The 15,185-nt window shown below is 57.5% G+C and carries 10 protein-coding genes and 1 pseudogene; 3 read left to right on the forward strand and 8 right to left on the reverse strand.

The window, feature by feature from the left end; all coding sequences use genetic code 11:
• The first annotated feature begins 87 nt into the window (after positions 1–87).
• On the forward strand, positions 88–2,481 hold the full coding sequence (locus tag KW403_RS02355; RefSeq protein WP_246637865.1) for a sensor domain-containing diguanylate cyclase: 2,394 nt from the start codon (positions 88–90) through the stop codon (positions 2,479–2,481).
• Positions 2,482–2,679: 198 nt separating this feature from the next.
• On the opposite strand, the gene KW403_RS02360 is transcribed toward KW403_RS02355, so the two are convergent.
• Complete coding sequence (locus KW403_RS02360; protein WP_223022412.1) at positions 2,680–3,129, reverse strand: GatB/YqeY domain-containing protein; 450 nt, start codon at positions 3,127–3,129, stop codon at positions 2,680–2,682.
• Positions 3,130–3,532: 403 nt separating this feature from the next.
• Here KW403_RS02360 and carA point away from each other — a divergent pair, with 403 nt between their 5' ends.
• Positions 3,533–4,732, forward strand: coding sequence for a glutamine-hydrolyzing carbamoyl-phosphate synthase small subunit (gene carA, locus KW403_RS02365; protein WP_223021170.1), 1,200 nt, complete (start codon positions 3,533–3,535; stop codon positions 4,730–4,732).
• Between the two features lie 50 nt (positions 4,733–4,782).
• On the opposite strand, the gene KW403_RS02370 is transcribed toward carA, so the two are convergent.
• The 3 genes from KW403_RS02370 to ypfJ all read right to left on the reverse strand — a co-directional run bounded on the left by KW403_RS02370 (position 4,783) and on the right by ypfJ (position 7,949).
• The gene (locus KW403_RS02370; protein ID WP_223021171.1) at positions 4,783–6,285 is read right to left on the reverse strand and encodes a VWA domain-containing protein; all 1,503 of its coding nucleotides are present in this window, start codon (positions 6,283–6,285) and stop codon (positions 4,783–4,785) included.
• 163 nt (positions 6,286–6,448) lie between these two features.
• Positions 6,449–6,964, reverse strand: coding sequence for a DUF2937 family protein (locus tag KW403_RS02375; RefSeq protein ID WP_246637866.1), 516 nt, complete (start codon positions 6,962–6,964; stop codon positions 6,449–6,451).
• 61 nt (positions 6,965–7,025) lie between these two features.
• Positions 7,026–7,949: a KPN_02809 family neutral zinc metallopeptidase gene (gene ypfJ / locus KW403_RS02380; protein WP_223021172.1), complete on the reverse strand. Its 924-nt coding sequence runs from the start codon at positions 7,947–7,949 to the stop codon at positions 7,026–7,028.
• Between the two features lie 404 nt (positions 7,950–8,353).
• Between ypfJ and carB the strand changes: the two genes are divergently transcribed.
• Positions 8,354–11,851 carry a carbamoyl-phosphate synthase large subunit gene (gene carB / locus KW403_RS02385; RefSeq protein ID WP_223021173.1) on the forward strand — a complete coding sequence of 1,166 codons (3,498 nt, stop codon included), beginning with the start codon at positions 8,354–8,356 and terminating at the stop codon, positions 11,849–11,851.
• A gap of 223 nt (positions 11,852–12,074) precedes the next feature.
• On the opposite strand, the gene KW403_RS02390 is transcribed toward carB, so the two are convergent.
• The 4 genes and pseudogenes from KW403_RS02390 to KW403_RS19540 form a co-directional block, all read right to left on the reverse strand.
• On the reverse strand, positions 12,075–12,389 hold the full coding sequence (locus tag KW403_RS02390) for a hypothetical protein (RefSeq protein ID WP_223022637.1): 315 nt from the start codon (positions 12,387–12,389) through the stop codon (positions 12,075–12,077).
• A gap of 440 nt (positions 12,390–12,829) precedes the next feature.
• Positions 12,830–13,639, reverse strand: a complete 810-nt coding sequence (locus KW403_RS02395; protein WP_223021174.1) for an ABC transporter permease — start codon at positions 13,637–13,639, stop codon at positions 12,830–12,832.
• Positions 13,636–14,646: an ATP-binding cassette domain-containing protein gene (locus tag KW403_RS02400; protein ID WP_223021175.1), complete on the reverse strand. Its 1,011-nt coding sequence runs from the start codon at positions 14,644–14,646 to the stop codon at positions 13,636–13,638. The genes KW403_RS02395 and KW403_RS02400 overlap by 4 nt, the downstream gene beginning before the upstream one ends.
• Positions 14,647–14,818: 172 nt before the next feature.
• A pseudogene (locus tag KW403_RS19540) lies at positions 14,819–15,157 on the reverse strand (transglycosylase SLT domain-containing protein); the annotation flags it as partial.
• Between the last annotated feature and the right edge of the window lie 28 nt (positions 15,158–15,185).

Raw genomic sequence — 15,185 nt, forward strand, 5'->3', positions numbered from 1 at the left:
TTAACCGATTGTTCAAGCGCAGATGCTAAACCCCCGGGATCGATTCGAAACGGCCCGGCCGACAAGGTCGGCATTGCAAGCATCAGAATGGCGGTACACGTGCTTACGGTTTACAACTGCATTGTCAATGAACACGATCTCCGGCTTGTAGTACTGGCTGGCGTTCTGGGAGCGATCGCCTCGTTCGCGGCGGTGACGCTTCTTCGGCATCTGCGCAAATCGACAGGCCAAACGCGCCTCTTATGGACGACTGTAGCCGCCATCTGCTTCGGGTTTGGTGTATGGGCCACGCACTTTGTCGCCATGTTGGCATTCTCCCCCGGCATGCCAACCGCTTATGACGTTCCCCTTACGGCCCTGTCCTTGATCCTTGCAATCGTTTGTAGCGGCTTGGGGATGTCGGTTGCGACAGCCCGACCGACCATCGACCACCATCTCGTTGGAGGCTCGATCATCGGAGGTGGAATTGCTGTGATGCATTTTACCGGCATGATCGCTTTTGAAGTGGGGGGGCGGCTTGAATGGAATATGATGCTGGTCGCCGCCTCCGTCATCGCCGGTGTCGTACTTGGTGCCCTTGCCATTCAGATCGCCTTGGCACGCACCTCACAGACGCGAAATCTTTTGGCGAGCCTGACGCTTACGCTTGCTATCTGCACGATGCATTTCACGGCCATGGGCGCCGCCTCGATCATTCCCGATCCCGCGATCACCATATCCCAGTTCTCCGTTCCTTCCACAATTCTTGCGGCCGCCGTTTCTCTCGCAGCGGTCATGATTTTTGCGCTGACGGCTTTGGCCCTTTGGGTCGACATTCGTGACAAGCGCCGCGCCTTGGCAGAAGAGCGCCGCATGCGTGGCCTCGCCAACGCCGCCTTCGAAGGTCTTCTGGTCTGCGATGATACGGTTATTGTCACGGCCAATCAGAGCCTCGCCAAACTGTGCGGGCGGACCATCGAGGAACTGGTGGGAATGGATTTTACGGACCTGTTCGGCACCTTCCAGTTTGATGACGCCGATGCCCAGGAACCCGTCTGGGAGACCACGCTCCAACACGCCAATGGAACGAGCAGGCCAGTTGAACTTCTTTCCCGAACCATTGACTACAGCGCAAAGCCGCATACCGTCATAGCGGTTCGCGACCTGTTCGAACGCAAAAAGGCGGAGGCCGATATCCGTCGCCTGGCCATGAATGACACGCTGACCAATCTGCCCAACAGGCGGAGCTTTACAGCCCAGCTGGAAAAAGAGATGGCAACGCTTTCAGAGAGAAAGTCGATAGCGTTGCTGTGCCTTGATCTTGACCGGTTCAAAGAGGTCAACGATCTGTTCGGCCACGCCGCAGGCGACGCGATGCTACGCAAGGTCGCGGAGAACGCTGGAAGCGTTTTGAGCGAGGGTCAGATGCTGGCGCGTCTTGGCGGTGATGAATTTGCCATCATCGCACCTGGTATTTCAGATCACCAAGAGGCTGCGACACTCGCTGAGAGGATACTTGAAGCCTTCCGAGCGGAGAACGCGCGGGCGAGCAGCGACGGCCTTATGTCTACGAGCATCGGCATCGCCATTTATCCAAGCGATGCGCAAGATCAGGAGATGCTCATCAACCATGCCGACACGGCGCTCTACCGCGCCAAGTCCGAAGGGCGCGACACTTACCGGTTCTATGAACACGCCATGGGCATCGAGGCCCGTTCCCGTAGGATAATGGAGCACGAGCTGCGCCATGCAGTGACCCGGAATGAATTCCACCTTGTGTATCAGCCCCAGAAGAAACTCGATACTGGTGAACTGATCGGCTACGAAGCGCTTCTGCGCTGGCAGCATCCTGAACGGGGAAACGTATCGCCCGGCATTTTCATCCCGGTTGCGGAAGAGAGCGGCGCCATTGTTCCGATCGGCGAATGGGTTCTCAAGACAGCCTGTCAGGCCGCCGTTAGTTGGAAAAGCAACCTGATGGTCGCGGTGAATGTTTCGGCGATCCAGCTTCACAGCGTGAACTTCGTGCAAACGGTCCACCGCATCCTGCTTGAGACCGGATTGTCACCGCATCGTCTCGAAATCGAGATTACCGAAACCGCGTTGGTCCGTGATATGCATCGGGCGCTTACCACGCTGCGTCAGTTAAAAGCTCTCGGAATCCGCGTTGCTATGGACGATTTCGGAACGGGATATTCGTCGCTATCCAATCTGCGCGCCTTCCCCTTCGACAAGATCAAGATTGATGGAAGCTTTATTCGACAGGTCGATACGAATGAACAGGCCGCCACCATCGTTCGCGCGGTTCTGGGTATCGGCCGCGGACTAGGCCTTCCAGTCCTGGCCGAAGGGGTAGAGACTTCCGGCGAGTTGAGCTTTCTAGCGAAGGAACTTTGCCAGATCGGCCAGGGCTACTATCTTGGGCGCCCGAGCCCGCTTGACGATCTGCACGAAGACGATCTGCGCACGAAAGAAAAAAGCGCGGATGCCAACGCGGCCTAAGCATCTCGGAACCGCGGCAGGGCCACTCTTGATGAAGTTTCTGGTTATCTGTCATTCGAGAACGCCCGCAACCCTCCCTGTTCCGGGACAGCGCTTCCAACTTCTGGAAGATGCAGCACGCCCTTCATGGCCCTGCTGACGCAAAATGGCGGCTCATTGAGCCGCCTGTGAGCTTTTTCGAATAATTGTGCTACACGTTCAGCGCAGCATACCTTTGACGATGCCACTGGCCTTGCCGAAATCCAAGCGCCCGGGGAACTTTTCCTTGAGCACATTCATGCATCGGCCCATGTCGCGCAGCCCATCTGCACCAACTTCATGAACCACTTGCGCACACGCTTGCTTGAGATCGTCTTCACCAAGCTGTTTGGGGAGGAACTCGGCAATGACCGCAATTTCCTCGCGTTCCTGCTCAGCAAGCTCCAACCGGTTACCCTCTTCAAAGGCCTTCGCGGATTCCTGTCGTTGCTTAGCCATTTTGGACAAGATCTGCAGTATTTCTTCGTCGCTAACCGGATCCTTTCCGGCTCCGCGATTTGCAATATCCCGGTCCTTGATGGCAGTCTGAACCAGACGCAGCGTAGAAATGCGGCGTTTGTCTTTCTGTTTGACGGCGTCGTTTAACGCCTTGGCGAGTTTCTCGCGCATCATAACACCTGTCTCCCGTCGCTAGGACGAACATAGCTCCGGCCAAGTCACGAAGCAAGCCACAACGCCCCAATAAACCATTGGAAACATTGACATAAATAATTAATTACGAGTGATTGACCGCTTTACAGCCTTTGCCTATTGTCCGTGACCTGCATGGACAATTTCCTTTCGGCCTGAATCCGCCAGCTTTTTGCGTTCTCGTGGATCCGTTTCGCTGGGGCATATGGCCCATGTGCGACTGTCTTTCAAGCCCCCAATGCTCAAGCCCTATTTTCATCCCCCTTGCGTTCGACGGCAAAAAGTGAGAACCGGTCTGCTCGCAGATCATGTTAAGGGAACCTGAGCGTGCGCAGGCCCCTGCCCGCGATGACATTCAGGTACACGAATGATGGAGACCCCAATGGCGATCAAGACCGCCCCCTGGACCACGAGCCGGCCGACTGCCCTGATCGTGTTGGCCGACGGCACTGTGATCGAGGGAAAAGGCGTGGGTGCCGGCGGAGAGGCGATCGGCGAGCTCTGCTTCAACACGGCCTTGACCGGCTATCAGGAGGTTCTGACCGACCCTTCCTATGCCGGCCAGATTGTCACCTTTACCTTCCCGCATATCGGTAATGTCGGTGCCAACGATGAGGATATTGAAGATCTTCATCCTGCTGCTCGCGCCGGAGCAGTCGGTGCCGTTTTCCGCTCCGACATCACGAACCCGTCGAGTTATCGTGCCAGCGGGCATCTTGATGCCTGGCTTAAACGGCGCGGAATCGTTGCCATCAGCGGCGTCGACACACGCGCACTGACTGCGCTTTTGCGTGAAAAGGGAGCAACCAACGCAATCATCGCGCATAATCCGGACGGTGTTTTCGACATGGACGCCTTGAAGGCGAAGGTGCGGGAGTGGAGCGGTCTCGTCGGCCTCGACCTGGCGAAGGAGGTCTCGTCGGGTCAATCGCAGGGATGGACGGAGACACCCTGGATCTGGGACGAAGGTTTCCGCGCTCAGGAAGCCCCCACGCATCACATTGTGGCTGTCGACTACGGCGCAAAACGCAACATTCTGCGTCTTCTTGCCGGTCTCGGCGCCAAAGTCACCGTGGTTCCCGCGCAGACTAGTGCAGCAGACATTCTTGCACTGGACCCCGATGGCGTGTTTCTCTCCAACGGGCCAGGTGATCCGGCAGCCACAGCGCAATACGCCGTGCTGATGATCCGCCAACTCCTCGAAACGGAAATTCCGATCTTCGGTATCTGCCTCGGTCACCAGATGCTGGCGCTCGCACTCGGCGCCAAAACCGTCAAGATGCATCAGGGTCATCACGGCGCGAACCATCCGGTCAAGGATTTCACCACCGGCAAGGTCGAGATCGTCTCCATGAACCACGGCTTTGCGGTGGACGGCGACACCCTGCCGGAGGGTGTTGAGGAAACCCATGTTTCTCTGTTTGACGGCAGCAATTGTGGTCTGACGATCGTCGGCAGACCAGTATTCTCCGTTCAGCATCACCCCGAGGCTTCACCCGGCCCGCAGGATTCCCATTACCTCTTTCGCCGCTTTGCCAATCTCATTCGTGAGCGACGCGGCGAACCTGCGCTGGCTGAATAAGCAAAGGGGCGGCCCAGGGCCGCCCTTTTTGGTTTAGCCTCAAGCGTCCCTCAGGAAGATAGACGCAGCTTCACGATCTGCTCACCGATCTTTTCGAACACCTCCTTGAGCTGCCGGCTGGACGGCGTGTCAAAGTATTGATCGGGTCGGCTCGCGCAGGAACGCATCATGTCGCCAGTGTCGGTATCGCGGACCTCGAGCCTGATCGTGTAGATATCGATACCGCTTTCCTTTGCGAAATCGCACGCTTCGATTGTCTTCTCGTTCATCAACCTCGTGGATTTGCTGGTGCTTGCATTGACTTCTCCATCAAGGCGACCGTCAATCATGTAACCGAAGCTTGAATAGTACGATCGCAACCCGTTGTTGCGGACACCGAACGTGTTGGCACCATCGGTAAGAACGACCATCACCTTGTTCAGGCCATCTTCCGAGTTGCCGCCCGCGAAGGGCTCTTCCGGAGACAAAACGCGCGCACCCCAAGCCACGCCTTCCATGATGTTGGTGTTCCCCTTCGCCTCAAACTGTTTGACCTTCGATTTCAAGGTCGAATAGTCGTTGGTAAGCGGCGTGAGAGGTTCAGCATCGCACATGTCGTTCGGGCCATAGCCGGTACCCGTGCGATTGAGATTGAAGAGACCAAGAATGTCGCCAAGCAGATCAAAGCCATATTTCTTAAGCTTTTCCAGCTTCGCCAATGCGTGATTGTCCCACGGGTTGAAGGTCGCGTTCAGATAGTTGTTTCTGTACTGATAACCGGAGGGCTCATCGATCGCGAACGCGGGAACAAACAGGCTTGCCGGGTCGCGTTGATCCGCCTGTGTGTCCGCTACATCATGACGTTTGTCGCCATCGGCCATGCGCGTCTCGACGCAACCTTTCCATTCGTATCCGAGATTGTTGAAAGCCTCGAAGCGACTCACACCTGTTTTGAGCTCAAGCTGAGGGATCTCACTGATGCCATAGAGATCGAGCCATTGCGCACCAGTGCCTTCCTTGATTTTTCCCTTCTCATCGAACTCCGGCCCGTATTGGGGACCAACATTCACAAAGGTCGAGAATGGAACGAGCGCAAAGCGAAGTCGGTCCTTGTTGTCGACTTGAGCCGAGATATTGTCGATCATTTCTTCGACGGCTTTTTTCATGTCACGCAGCTTGCTGCCTTGCATGGAACCCGTCGTATCGAGCACAAGCGCGATCTCATAGGATACCAGAGCGACGTCAGCCTTCGAGCCTGCGTTTACAGGCATGGAATCCTTACCGAATATTCCGCCAAACATCAGATCCACGTCGACCTTGGCCGTCACGTGAACAGATCGCCCATCGCGTTCGACCTGCAACGCATCGAAATCTCTGGGAAAGTTGCCCTTAAGATAGTTGTAAGCGACAGAGTTCGCTTCCGAATCCGAAATTTTTTTGCCCTTTTGTGCAACTGCCAACGCAGCCGTATCAAGTGCATTCTGTAATTCAGAGCGCACCCGGCTCATGTTTGCATAGTCGACGGCGAATCCGGAGGCGCCGATCAGCGCCATGGCCGACAGGCCCGTCATCATTGCAAAATTACCAGACCTATCAGAGCCAAAGCGCTTGCAAAGCCGCTTACCGGAGCGCAGAACGCGTCCTAACCGAGAAACCATGTTGCCCACCCAAGCTTTATTTGTTGGCGGCAAAATAACTCGCGGGTTTTAAAAACGCGTTAAACGAGTAGTTGCAATTCTACACGCGAAGATTGCGCGGAGCATAACGTTGCCTGCGCCGAAATGGCAAACCGATAAGCCATGCGATTGAGAAACCTAGTATCACGCCCGCGCCGGCCCAGATAAATCCATGGAATGTGACGGGTATTGCCGGTTCGAAATCTCGCAGAGCCCCCTGCAGCACAGGACCGTCGGGTGCACGCGCTACGACCAACGGCCTGAGTACGGGCATTGCTTCATCAAATGCCTCAGACTGCCGTTCCAAATCCCCAAGTCTTCCGATTGCGGCTCGAACAGATTCGGCGCGGGCTTGCAGAAAGCTGCTGCCGGTCTTTTCGTAAACCCTTATCGCACTGTTGCGGTTCAGATTATTTTCGGCTGCGTCGGCATCAAAAGCCTCGACAACCTGCCGCAACTCATCCTGAGCTCCATTGAGGCGCTGCCGATACTGCTGAGAGAATTCAGGTGCCTGAGACGTTACAGAGCCGCAGACCACCGCCACGGCAAGGGCCAGTATTCTTCTTATTCCAAACATCTTCCAATCCACCTCGTGCGTGGTGAGGGAACGACTGGTCCGGGTTTGGATAGATTCGTTGTTAGATTGGCTCGTTGAAGGTATCGCAATCGGCCAGCCGTCCGCTCTTGAGCCCCCGCGCAAACCATGTCCGCCTCTGTTCGGACGTACCATGGTTAAAACTTTCCGGCACCACATAACCCTGGGTGCGTCGTTGCAGCGTATCATCGCCGATCTGGTTGGCCGCGTTCAATGCTTCCTCGATGTCGCCGTCATCGAGAAGTCCTTTTTGCGCTGTATAATGTGCCCAGATGCCGGCGAAGCAATCCGCTTGCAACTCCACGCGAATAGACATCGCATTCGCTTCGGTTTGACTCATACGTTGGCGCATCTGGTTGAAGCGCGGCAGGATGCCGGTCACATTCTGCACGTGGTGGCCCACCTCATGCGCAACCACATAGGCCCGCGCAAAATCCCCCGATGCATCGAAGCGGCGTGAAAGCTGATCAAAGAAGCCCAGATCAAGATAGACCTTCTCATCGCCGGGGCAATAAAATGGCCCCGTCGCCGCCGAGGCAAAGCCACAGGCTGAACGTACGGAATCAGTGAACAGAACCATAGAGGGTTCCTTGTAATCGAGCCCCTGGGATTCGAATATGCCATTCCACGTGTCTTCCGTTTCGGCCAACACGACGCTCACAAACTGCTTCATCTCATCGCTGGCGCCGCTCGGAGACTGCTGTGGCGTCGTGGTGGTCTGACTGCTAGCGCCCGGTTCTCCAGACAACATGTCCATCGGATTGATACCGCACGCACGCAAAGCGAAGAAAAGCACCACAAGTACAACGATGCCGGACAGCCCGCCGCCCGCGCGTCTGCCCCCGCCTACGGGGAGCCTCACGCGGCCGCCAGATCGACCAAACCCGCCGGGAAACACTCCCCCATTATCCGAACGACCCCTACGGTCCTCGACATTGTTGCTTTGGCGACGACCTTTCCAGCGCATGCGTAGAGTTCCCAGTTGCTTCCAGAAAACACTAGTTATCGGCTTATATGCCACAAGGCCAGAGGTTGTTACCCCGTCTGCGTGACGGAAAGGGATGTTGGTTTCCCCAAGCTTCGAATTCCTTGTAGTATCCGAAACGCTTAAATCTGATTTTCCTGGACACACCCTGCCGTCTACGGAACCTGACCGGCGTCTCTTGGCTGAAGAAACGACATCTCCTGTTGAGTGGATGACAGCACCGCGAAACAACGTCTCGGCCACCAACAGCGTGAATATCGTCATTTTCGGGGTTCCGTCGGGGCCGCCCATTGCCTATAAGGCGCGCCTAGCCCGACAATTTTTGCCCGGCCTGCGCGCGGCATACGCCCGCGTGGCGTTCGGCTCACACGCACGAGTGATCTTCCATGCCAAAACGCACCGACATCAAGTCGATCCTCATCATCGGGGCCGGCCCCATCGTTATCGGCCAGGCCTGCGAGTTCGACTATTCCGGCACCCAGGCCGTGAAAGCGCTGCGAGAAGAGGGTTATCGCGTGATCCTGGTGAACTCCAACCCGGCCACGATCATGACCGATCCGGAGCTCGCCGACGCCACCTATATCGAGCCGATCACGCCGGAAGTTGTCGCCAAGATCATCGCCAAGGAGCGGCCCGACGCGCTTCTCCCCACCATGGGCGGCCAGACCGCACTTAACACCGCACTCAGCCTGCGCCGCATGGGCGTTCTGGAGCGCTATAATGTCGAGATGATCGGCGCGCAACCCGACGCCATAGACAAGGCCGAAGATCGTTCGCTTTTCCGCGAGGCCATGGCCAAAATCGGGCTTAAAACGCCCCGTTCCATGCTCGCCAACGCCTCCGACGTCAAGAATGCCGACCGCAAGAAACATGAAGCCAAGCGCAAGGAACTCAAAGACAAGCTCTCCGGCGACGCGCTCGACAAGGCGCTCGACGAGCTCGAAAACGAATGGAACCTCGGCGAGAGCGACCGCAAGCAGCGCTACATGAACCACGCCATGGGCGTGGCCGCCCAGGCGCTCGATTTTGTCGGTCTGCCCGCCATCATCCGCCCCTCCTTCACGTTGGGCGGCACGGGCGGCGGCATCGCCTACAATCGCGAAGAGTTCTTCGAGATCGTGTCGTCAGGCCTAGATGCCTCTCCCACCACCGAAGTTCTGATCGAGGAATCCGTTCTTGGCTGGAAGGAATACGAGATGGAGGTGGTTCGCGACCGTGCGGACAATTGCATCATCATCTGCTCCATCGAGAACGTGGACCCGATGGGCGTGCATACGGGCGATTCCATCACAGTCGCCCCTGCCCTCACGCTCACGGACAAGGAATACCAAATCATGCGCAACGCATCGATTGCGGTGTTGCGCGAGATCGGTGTTGAAACCGGCGGCTCGAATGTCCAGTTCGCCGTCAATCCGGAGAATGGACGTCTCGTCGTCATCGAGATGAACCCGCGCGTGTCGCGCTCCTCGGCGCTTGCCTCCAAAGCGACAGGCTTCCCCATCGCCAAGGTCGCGGCAAAGCTCGCTGTCGGCTATACGCTGGACGAGTTGGAGAACGACATCACCGGCGGTGCAACCCCCGCGTCCTTCGAACCCTCCATCGACTATGTCGTCACCAAGATCCCGCGCTTCGCCTTTGAAAAGTTCCCGGGCTCCAAACCGGCTCTCTCCACGGCCATGAAATCGGTGGGTGAAGTCATGGCCATTGGGCGCACCTTTGCCGAGTCCTTCCAGAAGGCATTGCGCGGCCTGGAGACCGGCCTCACCGGTCTCGATGAGATCGAGATTCCCGGCTACGATCCGGAAGGCGATCCATCGGAAAACAAGAACGCCATCCGTGCCGCGCTCGGCACCCCGACGCCCGACCGCCTGCGCATGGTGGCTGAGGCCATCCGCCTTGGCACCAGCCTTGAAGACGTGCACACCATGTGCCGCATCGACCCCTGGTTCCTGGAGCAGATCGCAGCGGTCCTCGCCATGGAAGAGCGCGTGCGCGAGCACGGCCTGCCAGAGGATGCGGAGAACCTGCGCCTGTTGAAGTCCATGGGCTTCTCAGACGCTCGCCTCGCGTCACTCACGAAGAAAGAGACGGAAGAGATTCAAAAGATTCGCTATTCCCTTGGCGTCCATCCCGTTTACAAGCGCATCGACACCTGCGCGGCAGAGTTTGCTGCCCCCACCGCCTACATGTACTCGACCTATGAGTTGCCTTTCGCTGGCGAGGTGGCCGACGAGGCCCACGTCTCGGACCGCAAGAAGGTGGTGATCCTCGGCGGCGGCCCCAACCGCATCGGCCAGGGCATCGAGTTCGACTATTGTTGCTGTCATGCCGCCTTCGCGCTGGCCGACGCCGGCTACGAGTCGATCATGGTCAATTGCAACCCGGAGACCGTTTCCACAGATTACGATACCTCCGACCGTCTCTATTTCGAGCCCCTCACACCCGAAGACGTGTTGGAAGTCCTGCGTGCCGAACAGGCGGCAGGTACCCTGCACGGCGTCATCGTGCAGTTTGGCGGCCAGACGCCGCTGAAACTTGCCGATGCGCTGGAAAAGGCTGGCATCCCGATCCTCGGCACCGCACCCGACATGATCGATCTGGCCGAAGACCGTGACCGCTTCCAGAAGCTCCTGATCAAGCTTGGGCTGAAACAACCGAAGAACGGCATCGCCTACTCTGTTGAGCAGGCACGGGTCGTGGCCTCCGAGCTGGGCTTCCCGCTGGTCGTACGCCCATCCTATGTGCTGGGCGGCCGCGCCATGCAGATCATCCACAACGAGACGATGCTGCAGACCTATTTGCTCGACACGGTGCCAGGCCTCGTTCCCGAGGAAATCCGCCAAAAATATCCGGCCGACAAGACCGGCCAGATCAACACGCTTCTTTCCAAGAACCCGCTCCTCTTCGACACGTACTTGACGGAAGCCGTCGAAGTGGATGTGGACTGCCTTTCCGATGGCAGCCAGACCTATGTTTCTGGCATCATGGAGCACATCGAGGAGGCCGGCATCCACTCTGGAGACTCTGCCTGTTCCCTGCCGGTTCATTCGCTCGACGAAGCACTGGTGGCCGAGCTGGAACACCAGACGGCAGCCCTGGCCCGGGCTTTGAAAGTCGGCGGCCTAATGAACGTGCAATACGCCGTCAAGAATGGCGAGATCTACGTGCTTGAGGTCAATCCACGCGCCTCGCGCACGGTACCCTTCGTGGCCAAGACCATCGGGCGCCCCATCGCAAAGATCGCCGCCCGCATCATGTCGGGCGAGACGCTGGAGAACGCTTTCGCTCATTACGGGACCATGCCCAATGCACGAGACCTCGGACATATCGCGGTGAAGGAAGCCGTCTTCCCCTTCGCACGCTTCCCCGGTGTCGACACGCTGCTCGGACCGGAGATGAAATCCACCGGCGAGGTGATGGGTCTCGACACCGATTACGCGCTTGCCTTCGCCAAAGCACAGCTCGGCGCCGGCGTCGACCTGCCGCGCGGTGGCACACTGTTCGTCTCGGTGCGTGACGATGACAAAGCCCGCGTCCTACCGGCGGTCAAGCGGCTCGCTGATGCCGGCTGGCATGTTCTGGCCACCGGTGGCACGGCCCGCTTCCTGCGCGAAAACGGCGTCAAAGCCGAGAAGATCAACAAGGTTTTGGAAGGTCGCCCGCATATCGAGGACGCGATCCGCAACCGTCAGGTTCAACTCGTCTTCAATTCGACGGACGGGCAAAAGGCCTTGTCGGACTCCAAATCGTTGCGACGCGCGACCTTGATGCAGAAAGTGCCCTACTACACCACCATGGCAGGTGCCGAGGCTGCGGCCGAGGCGATTCTTGCTCTCAAGGCAGGCAGCCTTGAGGTGCGTCCGTTGCAGAGCTATTTCCTCTAGGCAGCCTTTCAGCACCTGCGCGGCCGCCGGGCCTGAGGCTCGGCGGCGCGGCTGCAGCCGTCCCCGCTCCCCACGCCACATGCCAGCGCTTGGTGTACTGACACCATTGAACGGCAAGCATGTTCCTGGCTGTCCCCCATACCCTTCCTTGATCTCGGGCATTCGCCACAGCGGACACGATGGAGCCGCCATATCGAATAGATAAAGTTCGACTGGATAGCCTTCATAAACGCCGATAATAGAAACATAAACATCGGCGCAGAAAGGCAAGGCTTTCATATATATACAAAATAAACAATATACCAGCGCCAAGTGTGCAAACTGAACGTCGAGAATATTCGAACAACATTGGTGAAACAGGAATATCGGCGCGTTTCCCGCGCCTTTGAAGCAAGATTTCGGAGCCACGCATTTTAAGGCTCTGTGCGCTTTTTTGAGCACGAGGGATTTTTACGATGAAGCCCTTTTTTAGATTTGCCCTGCCGCTTGCGGCGTTGTCGGCTGTGGTGGCCGCCTGCTCGGATCTGGCATCGCTCAAGGAAAGGATCATCTCCTTCCCCGCGTCGGAACTCGAGTGGATCGAGATCCCTGATTCGGGTGGCATACGATATGCCAATGTTCGCGGCGACCTAGCAGGCGCGGCCCCTTATGAGGCCTTTGTTCTGTATCCCGCCGGGAAGGACAACCCGTATCACTATCACACCCGATCCATCCGGACCGTGGTTGTGCAGGGCACGTTTTTCATTGTGGTCGACGGCAGGCGGACGGTGTACCCGAAAGGCTCGTATTATGAGTTGCCTGGGCACCTGAGGCACTTCAGCGGTTGCGTTGAGGGCATCGACTGCCTCCTCTTCCAGTATCAGGACAAAGGGTTCGACCTTGTCCCATACCGCGATGAGAAGGAGGCTCCTTCAGTCAAGTCCGAGCGCGCCCTCCCAAAGGGGGCGCGCTCTATTTCTTCGCTTAGGGGGACGCCCGCTAGTTGCGCCGGTAAAGCCACAAAACAACCGGAGACAAAACGAGTGTCAAAAGCACCGGCGCCGTCAAAGCAAGCATCACATCGCCTGCTGTGGCCGTTCCGCTCATCAGCCCCCTCAGGGCAGTCGCCATGTGCGTCACCGGATTTCGTACAACAAATGCTTCGAGCCATCCCGGCATCGTCTCGGGACGCACCATGATGTTGGAGGCGAACACAAGCGGAAAGATGAACGTGAAACCGATCGTCATGACGGTCATCGGTGTACGTATGAGAAGGCCAAGCACGATGAAGATCCAGCCAACACCGAAGCCAATGACAATCAACAACAAAAACGAAAAAAGAACCCCCACCACGCCTGCTTCGGGGCGATAGCCCAAGGCCAGCCCGACGGACAGAATAATCAATCCTGCAATTGTATGGCGCAGGACGTCGCCGGCCATGAGCCCTGCAAAGGGCGAAAGGGACCAGATTGGCAATGAGCGGAAACGGTCGAACAATCCCTTCGAGAGATCCGTGGAAAGTCCCATCCCGGAATAAACTGAGTTGAACACGACTGTCTGAACAAGGATGCCGGGGAGGAAGAACTGTAGATAGTCGCTCGTCGAACCTGCCAAGGCGCCACCGAAAACGAAGGTGAACAGCAGAGTGAACATGAGAGGCGTCATGATCAGGTCGAACAACTGCTCCGGCACATGCTTGAATTTCAACACTGCCCGCCAACCGAAAGTGAGAGCGTTGGCAAGCGCGGAGGGTCTGGTCGGTCGGGCTGCATTGGATAGCATTGCAGGACCATTCTGAATGGAGGTCATGATGCTTCTCCTGGCGATTCTTCCTCCACAGGCTGCCCGGTGAGTGCGAAAAACACCTCATCAAGGCTCGGTGACCCCATCGAGAAATCGGACAGCTCTATTCCTGCTGAGATCAACACGCCCAGCGCTTCATTGGCGGCTCTGGTCGACCCTGCGACCACGGAGAGCTGCGCACCCTCGGCGCTGCGTTGAACGGGCGCCCCCAGAGCCTTCTCCAAGATTTTCTCCGCTTCATCCATTCGCTTATGATCGCCAAGGGCAACGTGTAGAAAACCGGAGCCGATGGCCGATTTGAGCTCCCTGCTCGTCCCTTCAGCGATTTTTCGGCCACGATCGATCACTGCGATACGCGCGGCCAACTGATCCGCTTCTTCGAGATACTGGGTGGTCAACAGGATCGTCACACCGAATTGAGCCAGAGAGCGGATCATCTTCCAAACACCTTGCCGGGCTTTGGGGTCGAGACCGGTCGTTGGCTCATCAAGAAAGAGAACACCCGGCGTCACGATCAGTGACGCTGCAATGTCGAGCCGCCTTCGCATCCCGCCAGAATAGGACTTAACCTGCTTTCTGGAAGCATCCGAAAGCTCGAAGGCAGCGAGCAATTCATTTGCCCTTGTCTTGGCAGCGCTAGCTGAAAAGCCCCAAAGACGTGCGAACATGACAAGGTTTTCGCGCCCCGTCAGATCCTCGTCGAGCGAGGCAAACTGCCCGGTCAACGCAATGACACCACGCACTGCCTGCGGGTTCGAAGCCACATCGTGCCCCATGACCGAGGCAGTTCCCCCATCTGGTCGCGCAAGCGTTGCAAGCAAACGGATCAACGTGGTCTTTCCCGCTCCGTTTGGCCCGAGAATGCCGAAGATCATGCCACGCGGAACATCCAGATCGATTCCATCCAGCGCAGCGACAGTCCCATAGCGCTTGGCCAACCCGCGCACGGAAATCGCCAGAGACGGTAAATCAGGCGCGATCGTTTTAGCCCCCACCGGATTCATGTCGTTCATCTGCATTCCTCCGGAGCAACCAGTTCCCGCTCGTGCCCATCACAGCAAGAAGGAGCCGCCAAGCGGCGTCCGACAGGACGCAGACATACACCAATAGCGGATATCTCAGAACGGGTTTGTCGCCCTGCCTAAAAGCCTGCTGACAGCTCCCGCCGAGCCAGACTCAGTTCCGCAAACCCGTTTCGTGGAGCAACCCTTTGCGTTTGGCATCGTAGTAGTAGCCGCTGGCATAGAATCGCACCGCGCGATCTTCGTTTCGATCCGCAGTTATATAGGCGCCTCGCAGATACTTGACGGCGTATTTGAGATTGGTTTCCGCATCCAACAAACCGGATGCAGGACCGCGATATCCCATGGTCTGCGCGGTATCGTGCCGGATCTGCATCAATCCCCAGTAGATGCGATTGCGCGCTGAGGGATCGAAATTGCTCTCTCGTTTGACAACCCTGCGCACCAGCCGCTCAGGCACCTCGTAGATGGCCGAGTAACGCGCGATCAAAGCATCGAGCTTGGCGCTACGTGGTGCCACGGGCTCCACA

Source organism: Nitratireductor kimnyeongensis, assembly GCF_019891395.1.
Classification (GTDB): domain Bacteria; phylum Pseudomonadota; class Alphaproteobacteria; order Rhizobiales; family Rhizobiaceae; genus Nitratireductor; species Nitratireductor kimnyeongensis.

What these genes read in the sequence shown, in the direction of transcription:
- carA (WP_223021170.1), top strand. Translation starts at nt 3,533, where the DNA reads ATGGCGATCAAGACCGCCCCCTGGACCACGAGCCGGCCGACTGCCCTG.
- KW403_RS02360 (WP_223022412.1), bottom strand. Translation starts at nt 3,129, where the DNA reads ATGCGCGAGAAACTCGCCAAGGCGTTAAACGACGCCGTCAAACAGAAA.
- KW403_RS02395 (WP_223021174.1), bottom strand. Translation starts at nt 13,639, where the DNA reads ATGACCTCCATTCAGAATGGTCCTGCAATGCTATCCAATGCAGCCCGA.
- carB (WP_223021173.1), top strand. Translation starts at nt 8,354, where the DNA reads ATGCCAAAACGCACCGACATCAAGTCGATCCTCATCATCGGGGCCGGC.
- KW403_RS02375 (WP_246637866.1), bottom strand. Translation starts at nt 6,964, where the DNA reads ATGTTTGGAATAAGAAGAATACTGGCCCTTGCCGTGGCGGTGGTCTGC.
- KW403_RS02400 (WP_223021175.1), bottom strand. Translation starts at nt 14,646, where the DNA reads ATGAACGACATGAATCCGGTGGGGGCTAAAACGATCGCGCCTGATTTA.
- KW403_RS02370 (WP_223021171.1), bottom strand. Translation starts at nt 6,285, where the DNA reads ATGATGACGGGCCTGTCGGCCATGGCGCTGATCGGCGCCTCCGGATTC.
- KW403_RS02355 (WP_246637865.1), top strand. Translation starts at nt 88, where the DNA reads ATGGCGGTACACGTGCTTACGGTTTACAACTGCATTGTCAATGAACAC.
- ypfJ (WP_223021172.1), bottom strand. Translation starts at nt 7,949, where the DNA reads ATGCGCTGGAAAGGTCGTCGCCAAAGCAACAATGTCGAGGACCGTAGG.